This window comes from Ruegeria sp. K3 (genome assembly GCF_056531845.1).
Genome location: NZ_JBQFMM010000005.1, coordinates 141075 through 167485, shown reverse-complemented (window position 1 = coordinate 167485; position 26411 = coordinate 141075). Strand labels below are relative to the sequence as shown.

Annotated in this window: 26 protein-coding genes and 1 pseudogene; 15 read left to right on the top strand and 12 right to left on the bottom strand. The window is 55.0% G+C overall.

What is annotated here, in order from left to right; all coding sequences use genetic code 11:
• Positions 1-49: 49 nt before the first annotated feature.
• Complete coding sequence (locus ACR0MP_RS11170; RefSeq protein ID WP_480886796.1) at positions 50-958, bottom strand: c-type cytochrome; 909 nt, start codon at positions 956-958, stop codon at positions 50-52.
• 13 nt (positions 959-971) lie between these two features.
• Complete coding sequence (locus ACR0MP_RS11165; protein WP_170402540.1) at positions 972-1439, bottom strand: cytochrome c; 468 nt, start codon at positions 1437-1439, stop codon at positions 972-974.
• 86 nt (positions 1440-1525) lie between these two features.
• Between ACR0MP_RS11165 and ACR0MP_RS11160 the strand changes: the two genes are divergently transcribed.
• Complete coding sequence (locus ACR0MP_RS11160) at positions 1526-2374, top strand: LysR family transcriptional regulator (protein ID WP_170402543.1); 849 nt, start codon at positions 1526-1528, stop codon at positions 2372-2374.
• Between the two features lie 737 nt (positions 2375-3111).
• Here ACR0MP_RS11160 and ACR0MP_RS11155 read toward each other — a convergent pair.
• On the bottom strand, positions 3112-4122 hold the full coding sequence (locus ACR0MP_RS11155; protein WP_170402546.1) for a LacI family DNA-binding transcriptional regulator: 1011 nt from the start codon (positions 4120-4122) through the stop codon (positions 3112-3114).
• 203 nt (positions 4123-4325) lie between these two features.
• On the opposite strand from ACR0MP_RS11155, the gene ACR0MP_RS11150 reads away from it, so the two are divergent.
• Genes ACR0MP_RS11150 through ACR0MP_RS11135 form a run of 4 tightly spaced genes read left to right on the top strand, consistent with a single transcriptional unit; the run spans position 4326 to position 10191 of the window.
• Positions 4326-6551 carry a DUF1989 domain-containing protein gene (locus ACR0MP_RS11150; RefSeq protein WP_480886794.1) on the top strand — a complete coding sequence of 742 codons (2226 nt, stop codon included), beginning with the start codon at positions 4326-4328 and terminating at the stop codon, positions 6549-6551.
• Between the two features lie 35 nt (positions 6552-6586).
• Positions 6587-7555 (top strand): ABC transporter substrate-binding protein, encoded by a 969-nt coding sequence (locus ACR0MP_RS11145; protein ID WP_170392767.1) that lies wholly within the window; start codon positions 6587-6589, stop codon positions 7553-7555.
• A 58-nt stretch (positions 7556-7613) separates the two neighbouring features.
• Positions 7614-8663 carry a quaternary amine ABC transporter ATP-binding protein gene (locus ACR0MP_RS11140; protein ID WP_170392768.1) on the top strand — a complete coding sequence of 350 codons (1050 nt, stop codon included), beginning with the start codon at positions 7614-7616 and terminating at the stop codon, positions 8661-8663.
• Between the two features lie 10 nt (positions 8664-8673).
• On the top strand, positions 8674-10191 hold the full coding sequence (locus ACR0MP_RS11135; protein ID WP_480886792.1) for an ABC transporter permease: 1518 nt from the start codon (positions 8674-8676) through the stop codon (positions 10189-10191).
• 331 nt (positions 10192-10522) lie between these two features.
• On the opposite strand, the gene ACR0MP_RS11130 is transcribed toward ACR0MP_RS11135, so the two are convergent.
• The 7 genes from ACR0MP_RS11130 to urtA all read right to left on the bottom strand — a co-directional run bounded on the left by ACR0MP_RS11130 (position 10523) and on the right by urtA (position 17742).
• Positions 10523-10963, bottom strand: a complete 441-nt coding sequence (locus ACR0MP_RS11130; protein ID WP_480886791.1) for a hypothetical protein — start codon at positions 10961-10963, stop codon at positions 10523-10525.
• Positions 10964-11028: 65 nt separating this feature from the next.
• On the bottom strand, positions 11029-11472 hold the full coding sequence (locus ACR0MP_RS11125) for a hypothetical protein (RefSeq protein WP_480893751.1): 444 nt from the start codon (positions 11470-11472) through the stop codon (positions 11029-11031).
• Positions 11473-11776: 304 nt separating this feature from the next.
• Positions 11777-12472, bottom strand: a complete 696-nt coding sequence (urtE, locus tag ACR0MP_RS11120) for an urea ABC transporter ATP-binding subunit UrtE (protein WP_480886788.1) — start codon at positions 12470-12472, stop codon at positions 11777-11779.
• Positions 12473-12475: 3 nt separating this feature from the next.
• Positions 12476-13216, bottom strand: coding sequence for an urea ABC transporter ATP-binding protein UrtD (gene urtD / locus ACR0MP_RS11115; protein ID WP_170402565.1), 741 nt, complete (start codon positions 13214-13216; stop codon positions 12476-12478).
• Positions 13213-14442: an urea ABC transporter permease subunit UrtC gene (gene urtC / locus ACR0MP_RS11110; RefSeq protein ID WP_170402569.1), complete on the bottom strand. Its 1230-nt coding sequence runs from the start codon at positions 14440-14442 to the stop codon at positions 13213-13215. Before urtC ends, urtD begins: the two co-directional genes overlap by 4 nt.
• A 3-nt stretch (positions 14443-14445) precedes the next feature.
• A complete protein-coding gene (gene urtB / locus ACR0MP_RS11105; RefSeq protein WP_480886787.1) occupies positions 14446-16398 on the bottom strand; it encodes an urea ABC transporter permease subunit UrtB in 1953 nt (650 codons plus the stop codon).
• Between the two features lie 63 nt (positions 16399-16461).
• Positions 16462-17742, bottom strand: coding sequence for an urea ABC transporter substrate-binding protein (urtA, locus tag ACR0MP_RS11100; protein ID WP_170392782.1), 1281 nt, complete (start codon positions 17740-17742; stop codon positions 16462-16464).
• Positions 17743-18185: 443 nt separating this feature from the next.
• On the opposite strand from urtA, the gene ACR0MP_RS11095 reads away from it, so the two are divergent.
• The 9 genes from ACR0MP_RS11095 to ureG all read left to right on the top strand — a co-directional run bounded on the left by ACR0MP_RS11095 (position 18186) and on the right by ureG (position 23534).
• Positions 18186-18953 carry an urease accessory protein UreD gene (locus ACR0MP_RS11095; RefSeq protein WP_480886785.1) on the top strand — a complete coding sequence of 256 codons (768 nt, stop codon included), beginning with the start codon at positions 18186-18188 and terminating at the stop codon, positions 18951-18953.
• Position 18954: 1 nt separating this feature from the next.
• On the top strand, positions 18955-19257 hold the full coding sequence (locus ACR0MP_RS11090) for an urease subunit gamma (RefSeq protein ID WP_170402575.1): 303 nt from the start codon (positions 18955-18957) through the stop codon (positions 19255-19257).
• Between the two features lie 14 nt (positions 19258-19271).
• The gene (locus ACR0MP_RS11085; protein ID WP_170392785.1) at positions 19272-19433 is read left to right on the top strand and encodes a peptidase M23; all 162 of its coding nucleotides are present in this window, start codon (positions 19272-19274) and stop codon (positions 19431-19433) included.
• Positions 19430-19735 carry an urease subunit beta gene (locus tag ACR0MP_RS11080; RefSeq protein ID WP_170402578.1) on the top strand — a complete coding sequence of 102 codons (306 nt, stop codon included), beginning with the start codon at positions 19430-19432 and terminating at the stop codon, positions 19733-19735. Before ACR0MP_RS11085 ends, ACR0MP_RS11080 begins: the two co-directional genes overlap by 4 nt.
• A complete protein-coding gene (gene ureC, locus ACR0MP_RS11075; RefSeq protein WP_170402581.1) occupies positions 19735-21444 on the top strand; it encodes an urease subunit alpha in 1710 nt (569 codons plus the stop codon). Before ACR0MP_RS11080 ends, ureC begins: the two co-directional genes overlap by 1 nt.
• 121 nt (positions 21445-21565) lie before the next feature.
• Complete coding sequence (locus ACR0MP_RS11070) at positions 21566-21790, top strand: hypothetical protein (protein WP_480886784.1); 225 nt, start codon at positions 21566-21568, stop codon at positions 21788-21790.
• A 28-nt stretch (positions 21791-21818) separates the two neighbouring features.
• Positions 21819-22271 (top strand): urease accessory protein UreE, encoded by a 453-nt coding sequence (ureE, locus tag ACR0MP_RS11065; protein ID WP_170402584.1) that lies wholly within the window; start codon positions 21819-21821, stop codon positions 22269-22271.
• Positions 22255-22908 (top strand): urease accessory protein UreF, encoded by a 654-nt coding sequence (locus ACR0MP_RS11060; RefSeq protein ID WP_480886782.1) that lies wholly within the window; start codon positions 22255-22257, stop codon positions 22906-22908. Before ureE ends, ACR0MP_RS11060 begins: the two co-directional genes overlap by 17 nt.
• Positions 22905-23534 carry an urease accessory protein UreG gene (gene ureG, locus ACR0MP_RS11055; RefSeq protein ID WP_170392791.1) on the top strand — a complete coding sequence of 210 codons (630 nt, stop codon included), beginning with the start codon at positions 22905-22907 and terminating at the stop codon, positions 23532-23534. The genes ACR0MP_RS11060 and ureG overlap by 4 nt, the downstream gene beginning before the upstream one ends.
• Positions 23535-23972: 438 nt before the next feature.
• Here the strand turns inward: ureG and ACR0MP_RS11050 are convergent.
• Positions 23973-24329: pseudogene (locus ACR0MP_RS11050) on the bottom strand (TRAP transporter large permease subunit); the annotation flags it as partial.
• 398 nt (positions 24330-24727) lie between these two features.
• Positions 24728-25405 (bottom strand): class I SAM-dependent methyltransferase, encoded by a 678-nt coding sequence (locus ACR0MP_RS11045; protein ID WP_480893749.1) that lies wholly within the window; start codon positions 25403-25405, stop codon positions 24728-24730.
• Between the two features lie 96 nt (positions 25406-25501).
• On the opposite strand from ACR0MP_RS11045, the gene ACR0MP_RS11040 reads away from it, so the two are divergent.
• The gene (locus ACR0MP_RS11040; protein ID WP_223117795.1) at positions 25502-26401 is read left to right on the top strand and encodes a LysR family transcriptional regulator; all 900 of its coding nucleotides are present in this window, start codon (positions 25502-25504) and stop codon (positions 26399-26401) included.
• Positions 26402-26411 lie beyond the last annotated feature (10 nt).

Sequence of the window (26411 nt, the reverse complement as noted above, 5' to 3'; positions counted from 1 at the left end):
TCCTATTGGCGACAGCATCTGGTCGCCGCTGCGTGGCGCCAAACGACTGTTATTCGGATGAAAGCCCGGTCGACGAAACAGGAACAGCCTTGAGATAGGCTGCAATCGCCAAATGGTCCTCATCCGTCAGCCGTGAGGTGTTCTCGATGACGTCCACCATCTCACCACCCGCACTGTCATAGTCTGGTGTAAAGCCAGATTTTAAGTATTCGGCAATGTCTGCCTCTGACCAATCAAGCTGGTCTGAGGTTAAGCCGGGGATACGACCTTTCCCGTTTGGATTTGGTGCACCCGTCAGCCAAAGGTCTCGTTTCAGGCCCCCTAAACCATTTCGCGGGGTATGGCATTCAGCGCAATGACCCAGCGCCTCGACCAAATACCTGCCATGTTTTTGTTGGTCGGTCAGATCACCTTCGACCACCCAGCCTGATGACATGAACAAGAGCTTCCATCCCCCCAGTCCGCGCCGAACGCTGAAAGGAAAACCTACTTCATGTGCAACACTTTCGGTTGCGGCCGCTGGCAGCGTGCCGAGGAATGCGTGTAGCGAAACCACGTCTTCGGCCGACATGTTGGCGTAAGAGGTATAGGGAAACGCTGGGAAATAGTGCTGCCCTTCGGGTCCGGTTCCATGGATCAAGGCATTGGCCAGATCCAGGGCAGACCAGGATCCGATACCAGTTTCCGGGTCACTGGAAATGTTGGGGGCAATGAACGTGCCGAATTCCGTCTCAAACCGGCGACCACCAGCCAGCGCGAGCTTGTCTTCACCGACCGCATCCGGCGCTGAATGACAGGATGCGCATCCTGCCGCGTGGAACACGATTTCACCTCTGGCAAGATCTGGGTTCAAACCGTCGAGTCGTGATTGTTCCATTCGTTGAGGTCGGGTCAGCACCAAACCGGCCAACCCGACCAACACAATGACGATTGCGACAAAGAAAAGAAAGCGCCGCACCGTTAGTGCCCAATCAGTTCTTTGGAGCTCTGTATGCTTTGTGACATGCCGAACAGCTTCCGCCCAGATCGCCCATCGCTGCTTTCAGGGCATCAACATCTTGACCTGCCGCAGCCTGCATCGCAACAGCGGCGTCTGCCATGGCCTGCCCTTTTGCACCCACGTCAGGGAAGTTCTCCCAGATCGCAGGCAATGCACGGGTGGTCGGATCGGACACATTGTCAGATCCCTGGGGCCACATCGCGGATTGATCGATTTGTGTCAGTACAACAAGATTATTCGCGGCCCGAGTTGCGGCCTCGGCGTCATAATCGACCTCTCCCTTAGCCATTCCGCCCAGTGTACCAAGGTTGAAGGCATAGAGTTGCATGATTGAGGTACGAGCTTTCACAGCCGGGTTTTCACTTTCTTGGGCGATGGCTGTGCCAATGGCGGCCAATGACAAAAGACCTGCCGCGAATACTGAGAACTTCTTCTTCATGATGTGTCTCCCTGTTTAATGCTCCGAATGTTAGCTTGAACAATTTTTCTTGTAATTGTTTGTTATTGGTCGTCACTTGTTAATTTATGAACAACGAAAACTGGGATGATATTCGGTACGCGCTCGCCGTAAGCAAATACGGCTCACTCAATGCAGCGGCAGCGGCACTGGGCGTCACGCATGCGACTGTGTTGCGAAGGGTAGCCGCATTCGAAGAGCGCAATAGCTGTGTGATTTTCCAGAAAAGCCCTTCGGGATACTCCGCCCTGCCCGAGGCCAGAGCAGTTCTGTCGGCTATGGAAAGCGTCGAAGATGCGGTGCTATCGGTCGAGCGCGCGCTTGTAGGAGCAAACCGGTCTCCAGTAGGTCACGTACGTATCGCGTCAACTGACAGCCTTTGTCAGCTTGTCTTGCCCCAGATACTTAAAGAGATATCCCAGTTGTACCCTGGCTTGGAGCTGACTTTATTGAGCGGCAACAGCCATCATGATTTGTCGAGATTAACTGCGGACATCGCCGTAAGACCCTCCATAAAACTTGAAGAAGGGCTTGTTGGGGAGCGCGCAGGTACGCTGTCATTTGGAGTTTTCGACGACGGCGGCACCAATCGAAAATGGTTGCGGCTTGATGGGGCGTTGAGTCGTTCTCTTCCAGCAAAATGGCTGGCCGATCATGTCAGTGCGGATGAAATGACGAACGGAGCGGATAGCTTCTTAGTGCTTCAGCAGATGGCTGCATCCGGGGTGGGCAGAGCGTTTCTGCCCTTGTTCATCGGGAACGCGGACCCTCGGCTTCAGCTATCGAGCGAGATGGATCCTGGAATTGATGTTCCACTGTGGGTCGCGACACTTGATGAAATAGCACACACTCCGAGGTTTGCCATTGTACAACGAGCTTTGGTTGATCGCATAGCCGACAAAACACTCTGCCGCTGAGAACAACGGGAAGTCGCGCCCTCGCTCAGGCGGACTGTACGCTTTCAGGCCTTCAAGGGTTTCGTCCAGCGGCAGGAAGCGCGCGATCATTACGGTTACGAACGTCGCAAAAGACGCGGCTGACCTCTAAGGCAACCCGATTGGATAAAACCGTGTCCTCAGCTTGCGTCTGTGGGCTGCAGCACTATTGCCGAATAGCATTGCCTCGCCCCCGAGGCAGCTTCGCTGCCTGACCTACAAATCAGCTCTGATTTTCCGAAAGGGAAGTCAGATCAAACCAAACAGTCCGTCGGAGCATGAACTGGGGGCGGTGGGTTAGTTTATGAAGCAAATGTCAAATTCAACTAATGTGTAACATTGGGGGCGCCTTCTGATGTCGAACGTCCACCGCTTGTCTGGTCCAACTATGACGGTTAGGTCAGGTTCGCTTGACCTTAAACAACAGGAATGTGGGGAGACACATAGCTTTGCTATTCGATAGAGCTTAACTTACTGATTTTATATGTTATTTTTCCTCAGAGGGGTACAGACACAAACATTCGCAAGTCAAAGCCTTTCCGGTAAGTCAGCGCCCTTCTTAGAATTGATCAGGTATTCGCTGCGTCTCGACTAATGAGCAAATGTGCTTCTCGCTAACATCCACCGTGGTTTGTGCCGACTGGCGATCAGAGCCCGCACTAGGCCTTCGGCATCATCAATAGCGTTGTTCGTTTCGCAAATCGTGATGCCCAGGTCGTCTAAATTCGTTTTGTAGAGCCCCGAACAACGAGTCGTGTGGCGAGCTCTTCGGATTTGGGCGCCTGATCAGTAGCGATCCAATCGGCTAGCGCGTCTGCTGCTCGTTCACCCATCTTAGAAACAGGTAGATGCACGCTTGTCAGTGGCGGAACGGTCACGGACGAAATTGGAAGGTCGTCAACGCCCATCATAGAAATCTGGTCCGGGACGCCGATGTTTTGCGCTTGAAGACCAAGCAAAACCCCAAGCGCAACGACGTCAGATAGGCATAAAATTGCATCTGGCTTGGTGTTTAGACCGCCGAGGTGTTTTGCAACGTCTACTCCGCCCTGATGGCTGATCTCGGTTTCGAAGGTTGAAAGATTTCCAGCGAAGGGAAAGGTTGTAATGCCTGCAAGGCGAGCTCGTGTGCGATCATTGTCGTGAACCGGGCCATGTACGACAGCAATGTCCCGATGTCCGAGATCTGCAAGGTGCTGCAATGCAAGTTGCGCCGCGGCTGCGTTATCATACCCGATGGTCGGCAACGGGTTTTCGGGGTCAAAGAAAGACGTAATGATTGTTGGCAACATAGTGCGCTCGATCAGATCGAGCAGCGCGGCATTGTGTGTGGCTCCGGTGATAATCAGCCCCTCAGCTCCGATATCCAGCAGGCTTTTGGCTTTCTTGGCTTCGATATCCAGATTTGCCTCGGTGGTTGCTACGATCAGTGACAATTGGTGGTCCGACAGCTTGCGCTCTAGCGCCGCAAGAAAGCGGGCAAAGATTGCGTTGTCCAGAGTTGGGACCAATGCGCCGACAAATCTAGTGCGTCCGGAGTTGATCGCGCGCGCGGCCGCACTTGGGACAAATTTGAGGTCAGCGATGGTGGCTTGAACTTTTTCCAGAGTATCTTTCTTAACCACACTCGGTTCGTTCAACACGCGCGACACCGTCGCGACAGACACGCCCGCAGCCTTTGCTACATCTCTGAGATTTGCGCGTTTTTTAGGCTCTGGGGCTTTTTGCATCGTAGGATTTGGTGTCCATTTCGCGGATTTCTGAGTAAAGAGTTGACATATGTAACTAGTTTCATCAACCTCTGTAACTAGTTACATTCTGGGAATTCAGCAGCGATATGCAGGGGTCATCCGTCTTACACGCGTTTACCAACTCGGGGTTTGACAGCCCTGGCCGCCTGTTTCCTGGGTTTCAGAACGCTTCTGACACCCGCATGCACATCCTTACCGCACGTGAGGCTGTTCGACTGGTCGTAAAGCACGGTGATTTGCTTTCGATAGAAGGGGTTGGTCCAAAGCAAGCACTGGATGTTGTGGCGTTCACCAATGATGGAAAGTCGGGACTGGCGGCGCTGAGTTTGACAGCAACCGGGCACGTCAAATGGGACGATTTTGATAGTACACAGCTCCTGACTTGGGTTACGGCGCATGGCGGCAGTCGGCAGGTTCCCTGTCACAGGCTGGACCATATACCCGAGCCGCTGATTCTCCGCGCAGACCACACGGTTACTGTCTGGGTGATCCGTACAACCGCGGTCACAGGGTTGATTGAAGGCAGTGCGACCGGGAACATCACAGTCTTGCACAAACCAGCAATGGTCAAAGGGCCGCCTTTGCCACCTTTGCTGGGTGATACACGGGACGAATTCACCGTGCAACGCGGTAGCGCTCTGGCCTATGAACTGAAGGCTGGAGAATTTGTTCAAATCATCGACATTGAAGGCCAGCAGTGTTCTGACTTCATGGCGCTGCGAACTGATGGGCTGGATCGTGGCCAGGAATGGATGATCGATTCAACTGCCACTCGGTCGATGGTGCGCCGTGCCTATCCCGGCCCCGGCTTGCTGGACAAGTTCTTTGATCGTGACATGCGCCCGCTGTTGAACGTAGTGCAGGATACCTGCGGTCGGCATGACACATTCGGACTAGCCTGTACCGCTCGCGGGTATGAAGAGCGAGGGTTCCCCGGCCATCTGAACTGTTCGGATAATATGTCAAACGCCTTGGCCCCTTACGGCGTTTCACAGCGGGCTGCGTGGCCTGCAATCAACTTCTTCTGGAATACATGGATCGACCCGACGAACCATCACATACTAACCGAGGAATCCTACTCGCGTCCCGGTGACTATGTCGCCATGCGCGCGCTTGAGGATCTGGTTTGCGTCTCGACCGCCTGCCCGGACGACATTGATCCCATCAATGGCTGGAACCCGACCGATGTGCATGTACGCATCTACCGCCCCAAAACGCCCATCCGCCGTGCGGTTGCCTATCGTGAAAAGGAAGACGCGCCCATGTCGATCAGTCAGGAGTCGGCCTTTCACGACCGTCTGGCCCCGTTAACCCAGCATTTCGCACCTGCGCGCGACCTATGGGCGCCCGTCAGTTACCCTGCCCACGGCACGTTGGGTGAATACTGGGCCTGTCGCGAGGCGGTGACTGTTCAGGACATGAGCGGGCTTCGCAAATTCGATATTGTCGGCCCGGATGCCGAGGCTCTGATGCAATTGGCCACCACGCGCAATGTGGCGAAGCTACCGGTCTGGCGCGGGTCTTATACATTGATGTGTGACGAGAGCGGCTCGGTGATCGACGATGGCACCCTGTTCCGACTTGCGCCCGAAATCTTCCGTTGGTGTTGCGGCACCGAGGAAAGCGGGCGCGCGTTGCAAGAACTGGCCGATGCGCGTGGCCTGCAAGTGCGGATCCATGCGCTGCGTGGAGCAATGCCCAACCTGGCCATTCAAGGGCCAAAGTCGCGCGAACTGCTACGCAAGATCGCCTTTACGCAACCGCATGTGCCAGGCTTGGATCATCTGAAATGGTTCGGCGTCACCGTCGCGCGGCTACGTGACCGCGAGGGTGCGCCGTTTATGCTGTCACGCTCGGGGTATACCGGTGAGTTGGGGTATGAGGTCTTCTGTTCCAAATCCGACGCCGTTGCGATCTGGGATGCGGTGATGGCGGCTGGGGAAGAGTTTGGGATCACGCCAATGGGCTCGGCCGCCCTGGACATCATCCGGATAGAGGCAGGGCTGGCCGCGGCCAATGCCGAATTTGCGCCGGGTGTCGATGCCTTTGAGGCTGGTCTTGGCTTCGCCGTCGATCTGACAAAAACCGAATTCACTGGAAAAGCCGCACTGGAACGCAACCTGCGCGAGCCACGTCGGGCGCTTAAAGGGCTTTTAATCGGATGCGATGATGTGCCAGCGCACGGTGCACCCGTCTATACAGGTGAACGGCAAGTAGGAGTGGTAACGTCTGCCACCCGATCACCGACGCTGGAACACGCAATCGCAATGGCACGGTTATCCATCGAACACGCGGAAAACGGCACTCAACTTGAGATCGGTCAACTCGACGGGCGGATGAAACGCCTGCGCGCCACCGTCTCGGATATTCCATTCATAGACCCGCAACGTAAGCGGGCGCGCGCCTGAAGGCGCATGCAACTCAACGCAACGGGAGAAAGTACATGAAAAAACTGAAACTTATTGCAACCTTGACCTTTGCTTTCGGCGCAACAACGGCGATGGCACAAGAAAAGGTTATGGTGGGCGAGCCCAGCTGGCCCGGTGCCAAAATAATGAGCCGTGTGATCGGCCAGATCATTGAGACCCGCTTGGGTGGAGAAGCTGGCTATGCCCCCGGAGCAAACGCGGTGATCTTTGCCGCCATGGATGGCGGTCGTGGTGACATCGACGTACACCCGGATGTTTGGCTGCCGAACCAGTCGTCCTTTACGGATGAATATGTCGATCAGAAAGGCACCGTAGGTTTGTCCTCAGGCAGTTACGAAGGCCGCGCTGGGATTTGCGTGCCAAACTACATGGTCGAAGATCACAACATCCGTTCGATCTACGACCTGGCGACACCCGTCGCGCAAGAGCTGTTTGACTCCGATGGCGACGGCATGGGTGAGGTCTGGGTTGGTGCCTCGGGCTGGGCCTCGACTAACACGTTCAAGGTGCGGGTGCGAGATTATGGGATCGAGACATTTCTGACGCCGACCACCGAAGACGAAACCGTGTTCTATTCCCGTCTGAAAGATCAGATCGACCAGAAAAAAGGCGCGGCCTTCTACTGCTACGCGCCACACTACGTGCACGCCTTATATGATGTGACCATTCTGGAAGAGCCCGAGCACGACGCGGCCACCTACAAGATGGTTCAGCCCGATCAGGATGCCGATTGGTATAACAAATCCCATGTCAGCACGGGTGAACCGGTCAAAACCGTGACAGTAGCGCATTCGAAATCGCTGGAACAGCGCAACCCGGCAGCGGCCTCTTTCCTTGCCAATATCGACATGGATGCGGGAGAGCTAAGCGGTCTGACTTATGAAGTCGTAGTCAAGGGCCGTGACACGGATGAAGTCGTAGCCGAATGGATCGCCGCCAACGGCGATATCGTCGACGGTTGGCTGGGACTGACGACCAACTAAAGCCCATGCGCCCCTGACTATCGGGGGCGCGAACCAACACAATTCCAATGGGGCCAATATGACAGCGGAAATAGCAATCGACGCAAAAGGCGTGTGGAAAGTTTTCGGTACACGCTCGCAGGAGGCTTTGAACGCTATCCACAGCGAGGGCCTGAGCAAGGCTGAGGTGCTGGAACGCTTCAACTGCGTTGTCGGCGTGGCTGATGCCAGCTTTGAGATCGAACGGGGCGAGCTGTTCTGCGTCATGGGCCTGTCGGGTTCGGGTAAATCGACCCTTGTGCGTCATGTGAACCGTCTGCTGGAGCCCACTGACGGCCATATCTATCTGGATGGCGAGGATGTGATGGGCCTAAACGATGAAGGTCTGCGCGATCTGCGTAACCGGCGCGTTGCGATGGTGTTCCAGAACTTTGGCCTGATGCCTCACCGCACAGTCCGCGACAATGTAGCAATGCCGCTCGAAATTCGCGGAACCGGGAAAGCACGCCGCTGGGAAGAAGCGGACCGGGTGCTGGAGCTGGTTGAACTGAACGGTTGGGAAGACAAATACGCACATGAGCTGTCAGGCGGTATGCAACAACGCGTGGGACTGGCCCGTGCAATCGCTGCAGACCCTGAAATCCTTTTGATGGATGAGCCGTTCTCGGCCCTAGACCCGCTAATCCGCAAGCAGTTGCAGGATCAGTTCATGGACCTCAGTCACAAGCTGAACAAAACCACGATGTTTATCACCCACGACCTGGATGAAGCAATCCGCATCGGCCACCGCATCGCGATCATGAAGGACGGGCGCATCGTGCAGATCGGCACGCCGGAAGAGATCATACTCAACCCCGCCGACGACTATGTGGCCGACTTTGTGGCGGGGATTTCGAAACTCAATATGATCTTCGCCCATGCGGTCATGAAACCGGTCGATGAGTTCGAGGCGCATCACGGCGAACTCCCGGAGGATGCCAAAGAGGCTCACCCAGATATGGATCTGTCCGACCTGATGAACCTCTGCGTGGACGGACATGGAGTCGTAGCTGTGACGCAGGATGGCAAGACGGTAGGTGTTATTAACCGTGCGGGTTTGATCCGCGCGATTCAGGACAGTCAGGCGTAAGGGCAACGATATGAAACATGTTGATACGCAACAGATCCAACCGGAAACCGCCGACCGCCTGAATGGGCTAATAGGAGATTTTGTCGGTCAGGGGAACGCCTATTACCAGAAGACCTTCGCCTATATGATGCAGGCCCCAGGCTATCGCTTTACATTAAACACAGCTGCAGCAATCCTCGGGCCGATCTGGTTTGGTGCACGCGGGCTGTGGTCGTGGTTTCTCGGGTCTTTGGTTCTGGAAACGCTGGCCTACATCCAGATCGGTCTGGGTTTGTTTGGTGATCTTGGGCGCGAGTTCCGCGAGCGGGCGGTACAGATCGAGCAGACACTGGAGCTGCGTCGACAGCAGATTGCAGCGGCGGAGCAATCCGGGTCGGCCACGTTGGAGTCGTTGAAACGCGCGGCGGAATCACTCGAAGGAGCTCTGGCTGGCGCGCAGGAGGCCGCACGCACAGCGGACTCTACCGGTGTCACGTATCTGATCATTGGGATCGCCCTTCTGCTGGCAGTCAAGTTTTTAGCTGCTTCGCTGGCCAACTGGACGCTTGAAGGTCAATTCGCGCGCTGGCGTTCAGACCCAAGTGTAGCCCACGGCTGGTCTATCTCTCGGCTGATTGTGGCGACGGCGTTGACCGTTGTGGTGGTGATCCTGTCTATGATCAAATTTGCACAACCGGACGCGGTGGCTGTGCTCAAGACCTTCCCAACCAACCGGGACTGGCGTCTGAACGTAGGCGATGGTGTGCAAGCGGTGTTCGAGTGGACCAAGACAACCGGGCGCGGCTTCTTTGATGGTCTGACCTATGGGATGCGCACCCTGCTGGACTGGATCGAGGTTGTGCTGGTCGATACCCCCTGGCCGGTCGTAGCTTTGGTGATCATCATGCTGGCTTACCTGTCGGCTGGTCCCCGTGTGGCGATCTTCACCGGAGCCGCGCTGGCCTATCTAGGCCTGCTGGATTTTTGGGAAAAGGCGATGACTACAATCGCCCTGTTGGGCGCCGCGGCGCTGATTTCGATCACGCTGGGCATTCCATTGGGTATCTATTGCGCCCGTCGCCCACGTGCTTTTGCTATCGTGCGGCCCATTCTAGATTTCATGCAGTCAATGCCCTCCTTCGTCTACTTGATCCCGGTGGTGGCTTTTATTGGATCTGGAAAGCCTGCGGGCGTAGTTGCAACCATGATTTTCGGTAGCCCTCCGGTAATCCGCTTTACCGTACTTGGCCTGCAGCAAGTCCCTGAAACTGTGCGGGAAGCCGCGTTGGCCTTTGGAGCAACGCCTCGTTACCTGCTATGGCGGGTAGACCTACCCTTGGCGCACAAGACCATCATGGCAGGTGTGAACCAGACTATCCTGATGTCTCTGGCAATGGTTGTAGTCGCCTCGCTGATCGGCGCCAAGGGTTTGGGCGAGGACGTGCTAGAGGCACTGCAATACGCAGCGGCGGGACAAGGAATTCTGGCCGGTTTGGCAATCTTGTTCTGCGCGTTAATCTTGGATCGGATTGTGGCCGGAAGAAAATAACAATTGTGGCAAACGCACGATCATCCGACTGAAGTTCTAAGTGTGTTTTCAAAGCCAGTAGGTGGCGGGCACTGATCACACCTGTGTTTGAACCTCGTCTCAAAAAAAGACCCGGATGAAATCTGGTGGCTCGGCAAGTGGTCCCACCGTCACGAAATCGTTTTTCACACGCGACCGACTAGACGCAAATCCAATGCGCCGACTCGTAGCATCCTGAAAAACGCTGATCCAGAAAACCTTGTCGGGCCCGATGATCGCGAACCCCACCACTATTATTGATGAGCATGTGCGAAGGAGCATCAACTTTGCTCAGCCTCCTGCATTTATTGGTTCAAACAGTCGTTGAGACACTCAGCTTGGTTTGACGCTTTCCCCCCATCGTCAGTTTCCGAACAACATCTAGTGTCTCTTTCGGGTACACCCGAACAAAACCGGCTTCACAGGTGATCGTCTGAATTTCCCTTCGGTTCAGTGTCGGACCCAAATGGACCGCTGCTATCTCAAACTGCCGCGCAATTCGGCCCATCGTTACATAGTAATTTTCAAAAGCCTGAATACTCTCTTCAGTGATGTAGCAACGGTAGTGCTGCATGTCCGGGTTTCGCAGTTCTATCTGCTTAAGGTATCCAACTTCCCGCAATAGCCGGATTGACCTAACACTAATACTCATGCGTGCCGCCTCATCCGTAAGCGACAGATCGCCGGAGAACACGCGCTCCGATTTTTCCAAGATCTCATCGCAGTCGATCAGAAATCCAGCCAACCCATCCATGTCCGGGTCTCGCCAAACGCTGGTCAGTCGACCTGCTGCCCAATCGGCGACAAGGCGAGCCAGGGCTACCTTGCTTTGTCGGCTGTACTCCGAGAGAAGCAACCTATGACGGATGCAATGCGTAGGCCTTCAAGCCCAGTCAGCAGGGTTTGTACCCAGGATGAAGGCACATAGCGCAGAGACGTTCCAAAACGATAGGATTCCAGAACGTTATGCCGGATCAGTGCCTTAACCGAGACCGGATGGATATTCAGCTGGACTGCAGTGGATTTGATATGCTGCAAGCCAGACCAGAAGTCGAGCACGGCAGCCAGATTCTCATGGCTGACATCGTTCATGTTTGACAGGTCGCTCGCGTTTTGACCACGAAGATGGGCGAGAATACCTCGCACCCGAACCTCGCCGACCCCATGCAACTCCCGTACCCGTTCAAGCGTGATCAATTTGGGCGCTGTGATTTCAGCACTAACCATTCTTGCGCCGGCCTGCAGCGGATAGTTTTCGCGCATAAAATCCTGCACTCAGACCCTGAGGACCGCTGTAGCCGGATCCTCTATAGTAGTTATCAGTCAGGTGCCCTAATTGCAGTGCAAGTTGGGAAAGCGTCCATGTCGCACTTCAGCGCGATGTGAAGTCCGTCATCTGATCAAAAGCACTTGCTCTTCTACGCAGGAGACACCGAACGACGGGGTTTCAGAAGAAAATACAGTTTCAATCGAACGTGTTCAGAGGAACAAACTATTTCCTGGGCTTAGACTAAGCAAAATTTTGGATTTCATCCTTCAGTTCCGAAACCAATTTCAAGTATCAGCACTAGACTGTTACAGCCTGCAGCAACTCATCGCGTGTCACGTCTTCCCTGGTGCCGTTGATTATGACTTCTCCTCGTCGCAACGCGATAAATCTGTCGGCAAGTTCATAGGCAAAGTCAAAGTATTGCTCCACTAGAATGATTGCTATTCCTCTCGTGGTTCTGAGGTGTCGGATGACTTCGCCTATCTGTTGGATGATGTTGGGCTGAATACCTTCGGTCGGCTCGTCCAACAGAAGCAGGCGTGGTCGTGTTATCAATGCCCGTGCAATCGCCAGCTGTTGCTGCTGACCGCCAGAAAGGTCACCTCCGCGACGGTTTTGCATCTGTTTGAGGACCGGGAACATATCAAATATATCACCTGGAATGAAATGTTCGCTGGCAGGCAGACAGGCATACCCCGTTTCAAGATTTTCGCGAACTGTGAGCAAAGGAATTATCTCACGACCTTGTGGGACATAGGCCACACCTTTCCACGCCATTTGATGAGCAGGCAGGACGCCCAGAATTTCCCCGTCCAGTTCCAAACTGCCGCCCGATCGCGGATGCGTACCTGATATTGCTTTCATAAGGCTGGTTTTTCCGACACCATTGGTCCCCATGACGCAAGTCACTTCACCTTGTCTGGCTTCCATGGAAATCCCGTTGAGGATTTGCGAATGCCCATAATGCAAAGTCAGTTCTGTTAGCTTCAGCATTGTTTAGCGCCCTAGATATACGTCGATGACGTCCTGGTTAGATGTCACGTGATCAAGACTGCCTTCAGCCAAGGCGGACCCTTCGTGTAGAACCGTGACTTTGCAATTCAGGCGTCGGACAAATTCCATATCGTGTTCCACCACGACAACGGCACGGGTTCTGGCGGCTTGTACCAGCAAGTCGGTGGTGTGTTCGCGCTCCTGCGGTGTCATGCCAGCGGCAGGTTCGTCCACGAGCAAAAGTCGTGGCTCCTGAGCCAGCAGCATACCAATTTCCAGCCACTGCTTTTGACCGTGGCTCAATTCACCAGCTTTGCGGCTTAGATTCTGATTCAGACCGATTTCGACAGCCAGATCTTCAACTTTTTGCAAATCTTCAGTGGAGGTTCGATAGAAAAGCACGTGAAGCCAGCCACGTTTGTTCTGAAGCGCCATCAACAGGTTTTCCTGCACGGTCTGGTCTTCGAAAACCGTGGGTTTCTGAAACTTCCTTCCGATCCCAGCCTGCGCGATCTTTGCCTCGGACAGCCCCAACAAAGATACCGATTTCTCCCCCCAGATGACACGTCCTTCATCGGGCCGGGTTTTACCTGTAATGATGTCCATGAACGTGGTCTTGCCTGCCCCGTTTGGGCCGATCACGGCGCGAAGCTCGGCCTCGCCGATCTGAAACGACAAGTTGTTGATAGCACGGAAACCATCGAAAGTGACCGAAACGCCGCTAACCTCAAGCAAAGTGCTCATTCGATGGACTCCTTCTCGCGCAGAGCGCCGTCATCCGGTCCCAGATTTGCCCCATGCCTGTCCGGGTGGCGGCTGTCGGTCCACAAGTCGAACAATCCTCCGATACCCTGCGGGGCGAACAGCGTAACCAACACAAAAGTTATGCCCAATAGCACCTGCCACCAGTCGACCCATTTGATCGTGTAAAATCCAAGCGGAATATCCGGGGCCTGTCCGCCCGTGAACCACGTGCTCAGAAGACTGACAAAAGCTGCACCAATTACCGCGCCATACAATCGGCCTCGTCCACCGATGGCGACCCAGACGGCCAAATAGATCGAGGCGATAGGGGCCATTTCCTCGGGATTGATGATGCCTGCTTGCGGGTAATAAAGCGCGCCGGCAATGGCTGCGATACAAGCAGTCAGGGTGAAGACGGCCAGCTTGAATACCTCGACTGAATAGCCAAGGAAGCGCACCCGTGCCTCGTTATCGCGAATGCCGCGGATGACCGAGCCGAACTTTCCTGACACGATCCAGGCTGCCAGCATATAGCCCAGACCCAAGGCCAGCGCCGAGGCCCAGAGGAACCAGATCGACACCACGTCCTGCGAGGCGGTGACACCTGGCAGGTTCTGCAGGCCGGACAAGCCGTTGTTCCCACGCAACCCGCTGTCGTTCTGAAACAGATACAGGGCCAGTGCCAACGTCATCGCCTGTGTCAGGATCGATAGGTATACACCGGTGACACGGCTCCGGAAAGCCAACCATCCGAAGACCAGCGCCAACAGACCCGGGACCAGCACAACCAGGATCAGTTGCAGGGTCAGGCTGTGGGAGAACGCCCAGATCAACGGAAACTCCGACGATCCGACAACGCCAAAGACTTGTGTTCCAATCGCGTCCACCACTTCGGACGACGTCGGTGGAATTTCGGCCTGTGCCAGCGAGTCGACCACGATCAGGCGGGTGCGTTCGTACATCAGCCACATGCCGATCATGTAGCCCCCCAGCCCGAAGAAGGCGAAGTGACCCAGTGACAGGATGCCGGTGAAGCCCCAGACCAGATCCATCGCCACTGCGATCAGGCAAAGGCACAGGGTTTTGCCCAGCGTTTTGACGAAACTGGTCGAGATTACACCGATCCCGAATCCCTCGGACAGGATGGTTACGCTCAGGGTGAACAGGGACAGGATGGCAAGAAAGACCAGCACGGATGGGTTCTTGGCGATAAAGCTGCGTTCCATGGCTCAATCCCCCGCCGCGCGACCCTTGAGGGCGATAATGCCCCGCGGCCGAAACTGGATGAAAATGATGATGAAGATGATCATGTAGGTTTGGGCCGCGAGGGTGTTCGACGGGTTCATCCACTCGATCCCCTTCTGCAAGAAGCCGATCATGCCCGCACCTGCAAGCGCGCCCCAGATGTTACCAACACCACCCACAACCACTGTCATGAAACTTTGCACGATATAGTCGCTGCCCAGATCGGACGTGACCTTGGCGAATAGGCCAATCGCGACCCCGGCGATGCCGGCAATGCCGGAGCCAAGCCCAAAGGTCAGCATATTCACTCGCCCGGGATTAATCCCCATTGACGCCGCCATGCGCGAGTTCTGCGTTACTGCACGCATCTCAAGCCCTAGCCTCGTCCGCTTGATGATGTAGAGGAAAAGTCCCAGAAAAATAAGCGCCAGAACGAAGATCGCAATGCGGATGTAGCTGATTGAAACCACGTCATTCAGCATCCACGAACCATCCAACCAACCTGGAGCAGTCAGCGGGCGCGCCTGCGTGCCAAAGATGTTCTTGGCCAGTTGCTGTAGGGCAATTGAGATGCCGAACGTCGCCAGCAACGTCTCTAACGGGCGAGCGTAAAGCCAGCGGATCACCAACCGCTCCATAGCGACGCCCATCGCGAAGGTGACGGCAAAAGCCATTGGAATAGCAACCATGATCGAAAGCGTATGATCAGGGATAATCTGCTGCACCACGTAGCCGGTATAAGCACCCATCATGATGAACTCGCCATGGGCCATGTTGATCACGCCCATCACGCCGAAGGTGATGGCCAGACCGATGGCGGCGAGGAAATAGATCGACGCCAGTGAGATCGCGTCCAGCGTCAGGTCGAGTGTTTGGCTCAGGCCGACCTTCAGTTCGATCTGTTGCAGGGCTTTCTCTGCTGCTTCAGTGACCTCGGCAGATGGCTCACTGTAGGTTTCGAAGAATACATGCGTGTTAACTGCGGCGTTGACATCCGCCTTCGTGACCAAGGCTGGCACAGTCCCCGCCTCTGCCAGAGAGTTATACGCACGCGCGCGCATTGCATCTGAATTCAGCTGTGCGACGGGAGTACCACCTACACGACCACCTTCTATATTGGCCGCCAGTGCCGATCTGATATCTTCCGCCGAAACACGCGGTGCGGCCAGGTTTCCTGCAACGAGCAAGTCATATGCTTCGTCAGACGTTAAGGCGTCTGAGCCCGCTTCAAGAATAACGGCGACGTTCAGGTCCTGGGGCAATTCGGTAGCGGCTTGGCGGGCAGTGACGAGCAACGGGTTCAGAGCCGCACGAACGTCTACGCCCAGATCGCCGGACATTTCTTTGATCGCCGCCACGCGGGCTGCGGTATCTTCGTCAAAACCAATCGTCAGCAACCGTTCCAGCCGCTGCTTTTGCGCCTTCAACTCTGCTTCGGGTTCATCCCCTATCGAAGCGCGAAGTGGCTCCAAGAGTGCACTTTCGGGATCACGTTGGATGGATTGCAATGCGGCCAGACGTTTTGCGCGATCCGGATCGGTCAATTGAAACTGGACCAGAGCGGTCCCGATCATCGCGCGGATACCGCTGTTGGGCTTCAGCTGCCTAAGCTCGGATTTCTCAAATGTACCGACGACTTCTCCGGTATCGAAGTCGGTCAATTCATACGACCGCCCCTCTCCTTTCTGGCCAGAAAAGAACAGACCGTCCGACTTGCGCATCCACATGTTCTTGGCTGCCCATGTCTCAAGCATCACTTGCGCCTGAGGCAAGCCGCTTGATGCAATCGCATCAATCGCCGGTTTGATCGTCTTGCGCGAGCTTTTGGCGATGATCTCCTGATGCTCTTGCAGGATCGGTTGTAGACCGACCTCTTGAGCGTTGGCAGTCAGGCAGGCGCACAGGATTGCGAGGCCCGCAAGGAAAAGTCGTACCATGTGGTGAAACCCGAATGTCTTTATTTTAGCAAGGCGGGCAAACAAACCCGCCTTGCGTGTCGGTTAGTAGTTCGACAGGGTCTGAACGCAGGTCTTGGTCTCGGTGTTGTACATACCGCAACCCAGCTCTTTCCAATCGGAGACGAGCACAGCCGACTCCGGCAGGAAGTCGGTCCAGGCGTCACCCGGCACGACGTCGGTTTCGCTGATGATATCGAACTGACCGTCTTCCTGAATTTCACCGATCAGAACCGGTTTCGCGAGGTGATGGTTCGGCAGCATCACAGCGGTGCCTCCGGTCAGGTTCGGGAATTCCTGCCCATACATCGCGGCGCGCACGGCATCGACTTCGGTCGAACCGGCCTCGGTCGCGGCGTTTACCCACATGTTGAAGCCGATGTAATGCGCCTCCATCGGGTCATTGGTCACACGTTCATCACCCATGGTGGCTTTCCAGGTGTCCACAAATTCCGCGTTGGCCTCAGTATCCGCCGACTGGAAGTAGTTCCAAGCGGCGAGGTGACCGACGAGGTTGGTGGTGTCCAAACCGGACAGTTCTTCCTCACCGACCGAGAAGGCCACGACCGGAATGTCATCTGCCGAAACACCAGCCGCTGCCAGTTCCTTGTAAAAACCAATATTGGCGTCACCATTGATGGTCGAGATCACACCGACTTTTTTACCATCCGCGCCCAGCGCGACCACGTCCGCCACGATCTTGGACCAGTCGGAATGGCCGAAAGGCGTGTAATTAACGAAGATATCTGCTTCCGCGATACCTTTTTGCTTCAGATAGCTTTCCAAGATATTGTTGGTGGTCCTGGGGTAGACATAGTCTGTGCCGAGCAGAGCGAATTTCTCGACCCCCAGTTCCTCCAGGAAATAGTCCGTGGCGGGGATGGCCTGTTGGTTCGGAGCAGCACCGGTATAAAAGACGTTTTTAGAGCTTTCTTCGCCCTCATACTGGACCGGATAGAACAGAAGACCGTTTAGTTCCTCGATCACTGGCAGAACCGACTTGCGGCTCACCGAAGTCCAATTGCCAAAGATTACATCCACCTCGTGGACGGTTAGCAGCTCACGCGCTTTTTCGGCAAACAGAGGCCAGTCAGAGGCCGGGTCGACCACGACAGCTTCAAGCTGTTTACCCAACAGACCGCCCTTGGCGTTTTGCTGGTCAATCAGCATCAGCATGGTGTCTTTCAACGTCGTTTCCGAGATCGCCATCGTACCGGAAAGCGAATGCAGCACTCCAACCTTGATAGTGTCTTCGGTCGACAAGGCGGCGGTGGCCATGACAGCAAATACTGCCGATCCGGCGAGTGTGGATTTGAGCGATTTCATGTGATCCTCCTGGCGGGGCCGGGAGAGAGGGCTTGCACAAAGGCACACTCTTCTTCTACCTGATCCCCGCAACTGTTGTTGCGTTCCGTGTGGCGGTTGTGTTCGAGGTCCAATTCGCGCAGCCGTCACACACCCCCGGGTCATCTCCGCGGTGGCACCCATACGGTTTCTGCATCGCAGCAAGCTTGGCAACTTACCTTTAACCCAATTCGGAAAATCGGCGCGATCCGCCTATTTTTTCATCCAAGACCGAGGTCGCTGTCTAAAATTTAGCCGCGCGATGTCGAATTAAGCAGATTTCGACTCTGTAGATTAGTGTTCCGCCCCTTCAACAGAGAAACAAGTGGCACTAATCAAAGCTCCAAAGGTGCCCTATTACCCACGTTGCAGCCATATTGCCCACGCACAGTGCTATTCCACCGCGCGCTGCAGGCGCCGTCAGTTTGATTACCAAGCAATTGGGTGACAGGACGGTGCTGAACAAGTTTCGCCAGTCCGGGTCTTATAAATGTCTGTTCCCCAGAACCAACACACCTGATCTTGACGCGGTTCTTCTTAACACGGCAGGCGGCGTAACCGGAGGCGACTCATTTCGACTTTCCGGTAAGGCAGCAAAAGGAACGGCGCTGACTTTGACAACACAAGCCTGCGAGCGCGCCTACAAGGCCAAGCCGCAAGAATGTGGCCAGATTACCAATCATCTGACTGTTGAGACTGAAGCCCGGCTGAACTGGTTGCCGCAAGAGACTATTCTGTTCAATGGCAGCGCTCTGGAGCGACGCCTGAAAATCGAGATGGCGCCAAATGCCGAGATGCTGATGGTAGAGCCGCTGGTCTTCGGCCGCATTGCGATGGGCGAGACGCTGACCGATATCCGCCTAAACGATCGGATCGAGATACGGTTCCAAGGGAAAAAAGTGTTCCTTGACGCGATCCAGTTCTCGGGTGATTGGCACAAACATCTGTCCAAACCGCATATTGCAAACGGCGCGGGCGCGATGGCGTTGATCGTTTTTGTATCGGAGTCAGCCGAAGGCCATCTGAATGCCATTCGTCAGATGCTGCCCGACACCGCAGGTGCGACTATGATCCGCAATGACCTGTTGGTTGCTCGTGTTCTTGCCGAAAACAGCTTTGCCCTCCGTGGCACATTGATGCCGATCTTGCGACGGTTGAACAAAGACACGCTACCTCGATGCTGGATGCTTTGACATGAACCTGACCCCTCGCGAAAAAGACAAACTGTTGGTCGCCATGGCCGCCGAAGTCGCCCGCAAACGCCTGGACCGCGGCGTCAAACTGAACCACCCCGAGGCGATCGCCCTGATCACCGATGCCGTGGTCGAAGGTGCACGCGATGGGCGTTCAGTTGCTGACATAATGCAAGCCGGGGCCGAGGTGATCACCCGAGAGCAATGCATGGAAGGTGTGCCCGAAATGATCCACGAAGTTCAGGTCGAAGCCACCTTTCCAGATGGCACCAAGCTGGTGACCGTCCACAACCCCATTCGCTGAAAAAGGAAACCAATATGACACGCATGCTTTTCCCCGCCCTGATCTTCGCTGGCCCGGCAGCCGCCCATAATGGAACGCATATCCACGCGCACGGCACCGATTATGCGGCGATGGGGGTTGGGCTGGCGGTTGTTGCGCTGGCTGCTGTCGCGCTGATCACAAAGCTGAACAAATGATCCCCGGGGAGCTGTTCCCGGCTGATGGTGAAATTACCCTGAACCCCGACACTGATGCGATCACTTTGATGGTCGCCAACACCGGCGACCGCCCGGTTCAAGTAGGCTCACACTACCATTTCGCCGAAACCAACCCGGCGCTCGACTTTGACCGAACTGCCGCGCGTGGCCTGCGCCTGGACATTGCGCCAGGCACCGCTGTGCGGTTCGAACCGGGGCAGGCCCGCGAAGTTTCGCTGATCCCGATCAGTGGTGCGCGCAGGGTCTACGGCTTCAATCAAAAGGTCATGGGGGCACTCTGATGCCAACAAAAATCAAGCGCTCAGACTACGCCGCGATGTTCGGTCCCACCACCGGGGATAAGCTGCGGCTGGCCGACACCGATCTTGTGATCGAGGTCGAACGTGATCTGGCCAGCTATGGCGAAGAGGTCAAGTTTGGTGGCGGAAAGGTAATCCGCGACGGGATGGGGCAATCTCAGACCACGCGCGCCGAAGGCGCTGTGGATACGGTCATCACCAATGCTCTGATCGTTGATCACTCGGGCATCTACAAGGCCGACGTTGGCCTGAAAGACGGGCGGATCGCCAAGATCGGCAAGGCGGGAAACCCCGATACACAACCCGGTGTCGACATCGTCATAGGACCCGGAACCGAGGCCATTGCTGGCGAGGGTCGTATCTTAACAGCAGGTGGGTTCGACAGTCATATTCACTTCATCTGCCCGCAACAGATCGAAGATGCGCTGCATTCCGGCCTGACCACCATGCTTGGCGGTGGCACCGGGCCGGCACATGGCACTTTGGCGACCACTTGCACCCCCGGTCCGTGGCATATCGGGCGGATGTTGCAGGCGGCGGATGCTTTCCCGATGAATCTGGCCTTTGCGGGTAAGGGCAACGCTTCGCTACCTGCCGCGCTAGAAGAACAGGTTAAGGCCGGGGCCTGTGCGCTGAAGCTGCACGAGGATTGGGGCACCACCCCCGCTGCCATCGACTGTTGCCTGTCGGTGGCCGACGCGATGGATGTTCAGGTGATGATCCACACCGATACGCTGAACGAATCCGGCTTTGTCGAAAACACTGTGGCGGCCATGAAAGGCCGTACAATCCACGCCTTCCACACCGAGGGTGCAGGTGGTGGCCACGCCCCAGATATCATCAAGATCTGTGGCGAGAACCATGTGTTGCCGTCCTCGACCAACCCGACGCGACCCTTCACGGTGAACACAGTCGAAGAGCATCTGGACATGCTGATGGTCTGTCATCACCTCGACAAGTCCATCCCCGAGGACGTGGCCTTTGCCGAGAGCCGCATCCGGCGCGAAACCATCGCGGCCGAGGACATCCTGCATGACATGGGCGCCTTCAGCATCATCGCTTCTGACAGTCAGGCCATGGGGCGCGTAGGCGAAGTTCTGATCCGCACCTGGCAAACCGCTGACAAAATGAAAAAACAGCGCGGACGTCTACCCGAAGAAACCGGTGAGAACGACAACTTTCGCGTCCGCCGCTATATTGCCAAATACACGATCAACCCTGCTATTGCCCATGGGCTCAGCCACGAGATCGGGAGCATCGAGGAAGGCAAACGCGCCGACCTCGTCCTTTGGAACCCGGCCTTTTTCGGGGTGAAGCCCGAGATGGTTCTGCTGGGCGGCACCATAGCCTGCGCGCAAATGGGCGATCCCAACGCGTCGATCCCTACACCGCAGCCGGTTTATAGTCGGCCGATGTTTGGCGCTTACGGACGGTCAGTGGAAAACTCGGCGATCACATTTGTCTCGCAGGCGGCCCATGCGGATGGGATCGGTGATACACTGGGATTGGCAAAGCAAACCGTCGCCGTCCAAAACACACGAGAAATTGGCAAGCAGGATCTTCTGCTGAACAACGCGACACCGCATGTCGAGGTCGACCCGGAAACCTACGAGGTGCGTGCGGATGGCGAATTGCTGACTTGCCAACCCGCCGAAACGCTGCCGATGGCGCAACGATATTTTTTATTCTGATCAAAAAATGTGCTGCGTTGCGGCGCGTGCAAGGCAGCAATGACCAAATACGCACTTCTAAGTGAGGCCAATATGACAGATATAAAAACCCATGGGAGGACCAACGTTTACGAGGGTCCAAATGGCACACTCAGCAACACATACAAACACGCGCTTTTCGCTGGCCGGTTTAATCGTATCCATCGGGTCGTCAATTTACTCGGCCCTGATCAGCGTAGCCGAAGCTCAATCTCGCGTCCGGCAAGTCGAATTCCTGCAATCGCTCAACGACGAAGAGTTGAAAAACCGCGGTCTGACGCGCGAACGGATCGTGCACCGAGTGTTCTCGGACTCAATCTGGCTCTGAATATTCCCGCTGCAGAGGAGGTGATGGTATGACCGCCCTGCTCTGCACTGCGCGCCAGTATTCGGATCACACGCATGGCGATCCGGCAGACTGTCTCTCGTTGACCTACGACAACCGTTTTTTGCGGCGTAAGGTTCTTACCTGCGAAAGCGGCGAACAGATTCTCATCGATCTCGCGCAAACGACCTCACTGAACCACGGTGGCGCGTTGGTTTTGGACGACGGTCGCGAAGTGGAAATACAGGCAGCACCGGAAGTGTTGCTGGAGGTAAAAGCACCGGACCTGACACGTATCGCCTGGCATATCGGCAATCGGCACACGCCTTGTCAGATTGAAAAGACTCGCCTGTTGATCCAAGTCGATCACGTCATCCGTGATATGCTTCTTAAAATCGGAGCAAAAGTGCGAGAGGTGAATGAACCATTCACCCCCGAAGGCGGGGCCTATGGCCACGGCAGGACCCATGGCCACACCCACTGACGCCGACATCCTGACGCTGACACAATGGTTGTCCCCTGCCTATCCTGTTGGGGGGTTTGCCTACTCTCACGGGCTTGAAGCTGCGATTGACGGGGGAACTGTCGCGAATTCTCGGGATACTGAAGCCTGGATTTCAGATGTGCTGGAACATGGCTCTGGGTGGAATGATGCCGTGTTCGTTGTGGCGGCCTTCAACGCGCATGACAAAGAAGAACTGATCAACGTCGATATCGCGGCGCGCGCCTTTTGTGCGACATCCGAAAGGCTCATGGAAACCGAATTGCTGGGACAGGCCTTCGGAAATGTCACCAAAGGTGTCTGGGAATTGGACCTTGGGCAATTCAACTACCCCGTCTCAATTGGACGGGCTGCAAGACTTCAAAACCTTCCCTTGCTGCTGACGACCAAGATGTTTCTGCAAGCATTCGCAAGCAACCTTGTCGCCTGTGCGACGCGCCTTGTACCACTGGGACAGACCGATGCGCAGCGGTTGATCCGCCAGCTGACACCGTTGTGCGCCCAGATTGCTGAAAGGGCAAAAAAGGCGAGCCTGGATGAGTTAAGCTCTACCGCGTTCTTGGGGGACATTGCGGCCATGAAGCACGAAACACAATATTCGAGGATTTTCCGCACATGACCAGTATGAACGGCCCGCTTCGCGTAGGTATTGGAGGCCCAGTAGGAGCCGGAAAAACCACTTTGACCGCCGCCTTGTCTGAAGCGCTGCGCGATGTCTGTTCGGTGGGAGTTATTACTAACGACATATATACGCAGGAAGATGCCGAAGCGCTGATGCGCATGCAGGTCCTGCCGCGGGACAGGATCATCGGCGTCGAAACTGGCGGTTGCCCGCATACAGCAATTCGCGAAGACGCCTCGATCAATTTGGCCGCCGTCGCCGAGATGCAGACACGTCATCCGGATCTCGATATTGTTTTGATTGAAAGCGGAGGCGACAATCTATCAGCCACATTCAGCCCGGAACTGGCGGATCTGACCATCTACGTGATCGATGTCGCTGCAGGCGAAGAAATACCCAGGAAAGGCGGGCCGGCGATTACGAAATCAGACATCCTTGTAATCAACAAGACCGACCTTGCACCGCATGTTGGCGCTTCGCTGCAGGTTATGGAACGTGATGCGAAAATGATGCGTAAAGGAAGGCCCTTCTTGTTTTCGTCACTTCGTCACAGAAGCGGGGTCGACGCAATTGTGGATCTGCTTGTGAAAGGCGGAGGTTTAAGAATTTCGGAAGCGAATTAGTCCCAGAGACGAAGAAGCCAAGGCATCGATGCCCAAAGCCGTATGGAGAAGCCGAACACACGAACGTCATTTTCGCATTTGTCTGGATTTAATATTTTGGTTTTGATTACTGGCTGACTGAAAAAGAAATTCACCACCATATTATAGACAAAATTCATAAGCAAAACGCTTTCCTTGACCCGCTTGTTGCGTATACCAGCTATCAGTAACCAGCCCATCAAATGGCAAGTATTCGCAACCATAGTATGACTGGCAGCGCCATAGCAAACCAAACGTCGCTGAAACGGTGTTGTGCGAAGCGATCTAAGGTTGAGTGATGGCCGTTCTGTTAAACGAGAATTCTGGCATTGTCGCACCGCTGGATCACCACAATCGTCACACAAATCCTACTTTCCTAATAAAATACGCCGACGATACATGCCACCACCGCATCCCGCTTCACAGGGTTATGATTTCCGGTGCCATGAACGTATTGGGCAGGAATGTAGACAGGAACGGAATATAGGTAACGATGATCAGTACGGCGAACAGCATGGCCGGGAACGGAAGGGCTGCTTTGACTACGCTCATCATCGGCATTCCGGCAACGCCCGAGGTAAAAAAGAGATTCAACCCGATCGGAGGCGTGATTATCCCGATCTCCATTTTGACCAGCATGATGACGCCCAGATGGATTGGATCGATACCCAGCTCGATCGCAATCGGGAACACCAGTGGTGCCTCGATGACCAAGAGGCCCGAGGGTTCCATGAGCTGACCACCGTTCAACAGGATTAAGTTGACGAGACCCAAGTAGTCATCAGAGTAGCCTGAGCATCTAATATCCGCTGGGAACCAGCGCTACGTCTGCTTGAGAGCGAAAAGCTGATCGTTGATTATTCAGGCCGACCGAGAAAACTCAAAAAATCATCACAACCACCTTATGTTTTTCGTATACGCCTCAAGGGCATTCTAAAAGGGCTAGAAAACTCTTGGTTCGGCCAATGGCGGCCGTTCATCTTGCCAGATAGTGCTGCGGTGCAGCTCCACCGAAACCGCCATTCGCTGCGCGAGCGAGATCAAAGCGCTTCCCATGGTCGGTTGTGCGGATAAATCTGCCACTCAAAGTAGCTTTTGTGAATTGGAAACAAACTCTAAATACATTCGTACATTCGAGTCTGACAGGTGGTAGACTTTACGACGTAGAGATCCCCCTAGCAACGAAGATGCGAGAAGGGTTGCTTCAAGTTTTTTTGCGCAACAATATAACGGCTCTGGAACATCGAGGCTTGATCGGAAGTATACAGGATATTGAAGCCTGCGCGCTCAATTTTCCTATCAAGCATCGACATAGACACGAAATTCACAAATGGGGCTTTCCCAAAAAACTGCATGATAGGTATCGCGACACGACTGATCATCGCATACTTGAACCCACCATTCTCAGGCGCGCACACCGTTTTGGATATGAAAACACCACCGGATTTTGTCAATTTGGCAATATGCTCTAGCGCTTGATCCAAATCAGGCAGGAGATGAAGCAGGTTATGCGCCAGAACCGCATCGTAACCACCTTCAACAGGATCGTGCTCGAGAACTTCGGCCACCTTGAAAGTGACATTCTCCAATCCTTCTTTAGCACGGTTCTCGTTGGCAATCTCGATCATGCCCGGAGCGAGATCCGAGGCTGTGATATGGTTGACATGCGGTGCAAGCAACAGCGCGGTTGAACCCGTCCCGCAACCGATTTCCAGTACACTGTCTTCTGCTTTTAGGTGCGACTTCGTACGTTCGAGTGTGTTCAGATACCCTTCCATGTTCCGGATTGGGTCCGCCGCATACTTTCGCGAGATTCTGCTCCAGAACGCGGCATCTTTGGACAAAGCAGCCATTTTATTACTCTCTTTCAAGTTTGTTGTCGCATCCCATACATCCATACGCACATTTATTAAATTGCCATAATTCGTAGAAGTGTTATGCATAAATGCATGAACTGGAATGCCATCAATTTCGACTGGAATCAGGTACGGACCTTTCTTGCGACAGCTGAGGAAGGCTCGTTTTCCGCAGCGGCGCGCGTTCTCGAGCAAACTCAACCTACTGTCGGTCGTCAGGTTGCGGCGCTGGAATTGGCGCTTGGGATCACCCTGTTCGAAAGAGTTGGTAAATCGCTTAGTTTAACGACCGCTGGCGCCGAGCTTTTGTTGCATGTCAGAGAAATGGCGGATGTCGCGCACAGGATCTCCCTTACTGCTACAAGCCAGTCGCAAACTGTCGAAGGGCAAGTCAGGATCACCGCGTCAGATGTGATGTCTGCCTATCAGCTGCCGCCTATACTGAAAAAGATCCGACTTGCAGCACCGCGTCTTGAGATCGACGTCGTAGCTGCCAATGACTTACGAGACATACAGAGACGTGAGGCTGATATCGCCATCCGACATGTACGCCCGACGCAACCAGATCTGACCGCAAAGCTTGTCGCCGAGGCGACGGCACATTTTTACGCAGCACCTGCGTACCTTGATCAGTTGGGAAGGCCGAAAAATGAAAACGAGCTCGCGAAGTTGGATTTCGTGGGGTTTGGTGACATTGACACGATGATCGGCTTTCTCGATCCGGCGGGCATTAAGGTCACTCGAAAGAGTTTCCGGATTGGCTCGCAAAGCGGAATTGTATCCTGGGAGCTGGTGCGCCAAGGGTTTGGCATCAGTGTAATGTCGGATGACGTGGCTGCCTTGACACCAGGTGTGGAGCGCGTGCTACCCGACCGAGAGCCGTTTAAGTTCCCGATTTGGCTGGCGACGCACTCGGAATTACATACTGCGCGAAGGATCAGGTTGGTGTTTGATCAACTTGCAGATCAACTGAGCACAGGGGCCATTAGGTAGTCCGGGAGTT

Bases quoted from the DNA above. Each gene is read 5' to 3' on its own strand.
- ACR0MP_RS11040 (WP_223117795.1), top strand. From the start codon at position 25,502: ATGAACTGGAATGCCATCAATTTCGACTGGAATCAGGTACGGACCTTT.
- ACR0MP_RS11070 (WP_480886784.1), top strand. From the start codon at position 21,566: ATGGCACACTCAGCAACACATACAAACACGCGCTTTTCGCTGGCCGGT.
- ACR0MP_RS11165 (WP_170402540.1), bottom strand. From the start codon at position 1,439: ATGAAGAAGAAGTTCTCAGTATTCGCGGCAGGTCTTTTGTCATTGGCC.
- urtD (WP_170402565.1), bottom strand. From the start codon at position 13,216: ATGAGCACTTTGCTTGAGGTTAGCGGCGTTTCGGTCACTTTCGATGGT.
- urtA (WP_170392782.1), bottom strand. From the start codon at position 17,742: ATGAAATCGCTCAAATCCACACTCGCCGGATCGGCAGTATTTGCTGTC.
- ureE (WP_170402584.1), top strand. From the start codon at position 21,819: ATGACCGCCCTGCTCTGCACTGCGCGCCAGTATTCGGATCACACGCAT.
- ACR0MP_RS11150 (WP_480886794.1), top strand. From the start codon at position 4,326: ATGCACATCCTTACCGCACGTGAGGCTGTTCGACTGGTCGTAAAGCAC.
- ACR0MP_RS11080 (WP_170402578.1), top strand. From the start codon at position 19,430: ATGATCCCCGGGGAGCTGTTCCCGGCTGATGGTGAAATTACCCTGAAC.
- urtB (WP_480886787.1), bottom strand. From the start codon at position 16,398: ATGGTACGACTTTTCCTTGCGGGCCTCGCAATCCTGTGCGCCTGCCTG.
- ureC (WP_170402581.1), top strand. From the start codon at position 19,735: ATGCCAACAAAAATCAAGCGCTCAGACTACGCCGCGATGTTCGGTCCC.
- ureG (WP_170392791.1), top strand. From the start codon at position 22,905: ATGACCAGTATGAACGGCCCGCTTCGCGTAGGTATTGGAGGCCCAGTA.
- ACR0MP_RS11145 (WP_170392767.1), top strand. From the start codon at position 6,587: ATGAAAAAACTGAAACTTATTGCAACCTTGACCTTTGCTTTCGGCGCA.
- ACR0MP_RS11060 (WP_480886782.1), top strand. From the start codon at position 22,255: ATGGCCACACCCACTGACGCCGACATCCTGACGCTGACACAATGGTTG.
- ACR0MP_RS11140 (WP_170392768.1), top strand. From the start codon at position 7,614: ATGACAGCGGAAATAGCAATCGACGCAAAAGGCGTGTGGAAAGTTTTC.
- ACR0MP_RS11090 (WP_170402575.1), top strand. From the start codon at position 18,955: ATGAACCTGACCCCTCGCGAAAAAGACAAACTGTTGGTCGCCATGGCC.
- urtC (WP_170402569.1), bottom strand. From the start codon at position 14,442: ATGGAACGCAGCTTTATCGCCAAGAACCCATCCGTGCTGGTCTTTCTT.
- ACR0MP_RS11130 (WP_480886791.1), bottom strand. From the start codon at position 10,963: ATGGATGGGTTGGCTGGATTTCTGATCGACTGCGATGAGATCTTGGAA.
- ACR0MP_RS11135 (WP_480886792.1), top strand. From the start codon at position 8,674: ATGAAACATGTTGATACGCAACAGATCCAACCGGAAACCGCCGACCGC.
- urtE (WP_480886788.1), bottom strand. From the start codon at position 12,472: ATGCTGAAGCTAACAGAACTGACTTTGCATTATGGGCATTCGCAAATC.
- ACR0MP_RS11125 (WP_480893751.1), bottom strand. From the start codon at position 11,472: ATGCGCGAAAACTATCCGCTGCAGGCCGGCGCAAGAATGGTTAGTGCT.
- ACR0MP_RS11155 (WP_170402546.1), bottom strand. From the start codon at position 4,122: ATGCAAAAAGCCCCAGAGCCTAAAAAACGCGCAAATCTCAGAGATGTA.
- ACR0MP_RS11045 (WP_480893749.1), bottom strand. From the start codon at position 25,405: ATGGCTGCTTTGTCCAAAGATGCCGCGTTCTGGAGCAGAATCTCGCGA.
- ACR0MP_RS11085 (WP_170392785.1), top strand. From the start codon at position 19,272: ATGACACGCATGCTTTTCCCCGCCCTGATCTTCGCTGGCCCGGCAGCC.
- ACR0MP_RS11160 (WP_170402543.1), top strand. From the start codon at position 1,526: ATGAACAACGAAAACTGGGATGATATTCGGTACGCGCTCGCCGTAAGC.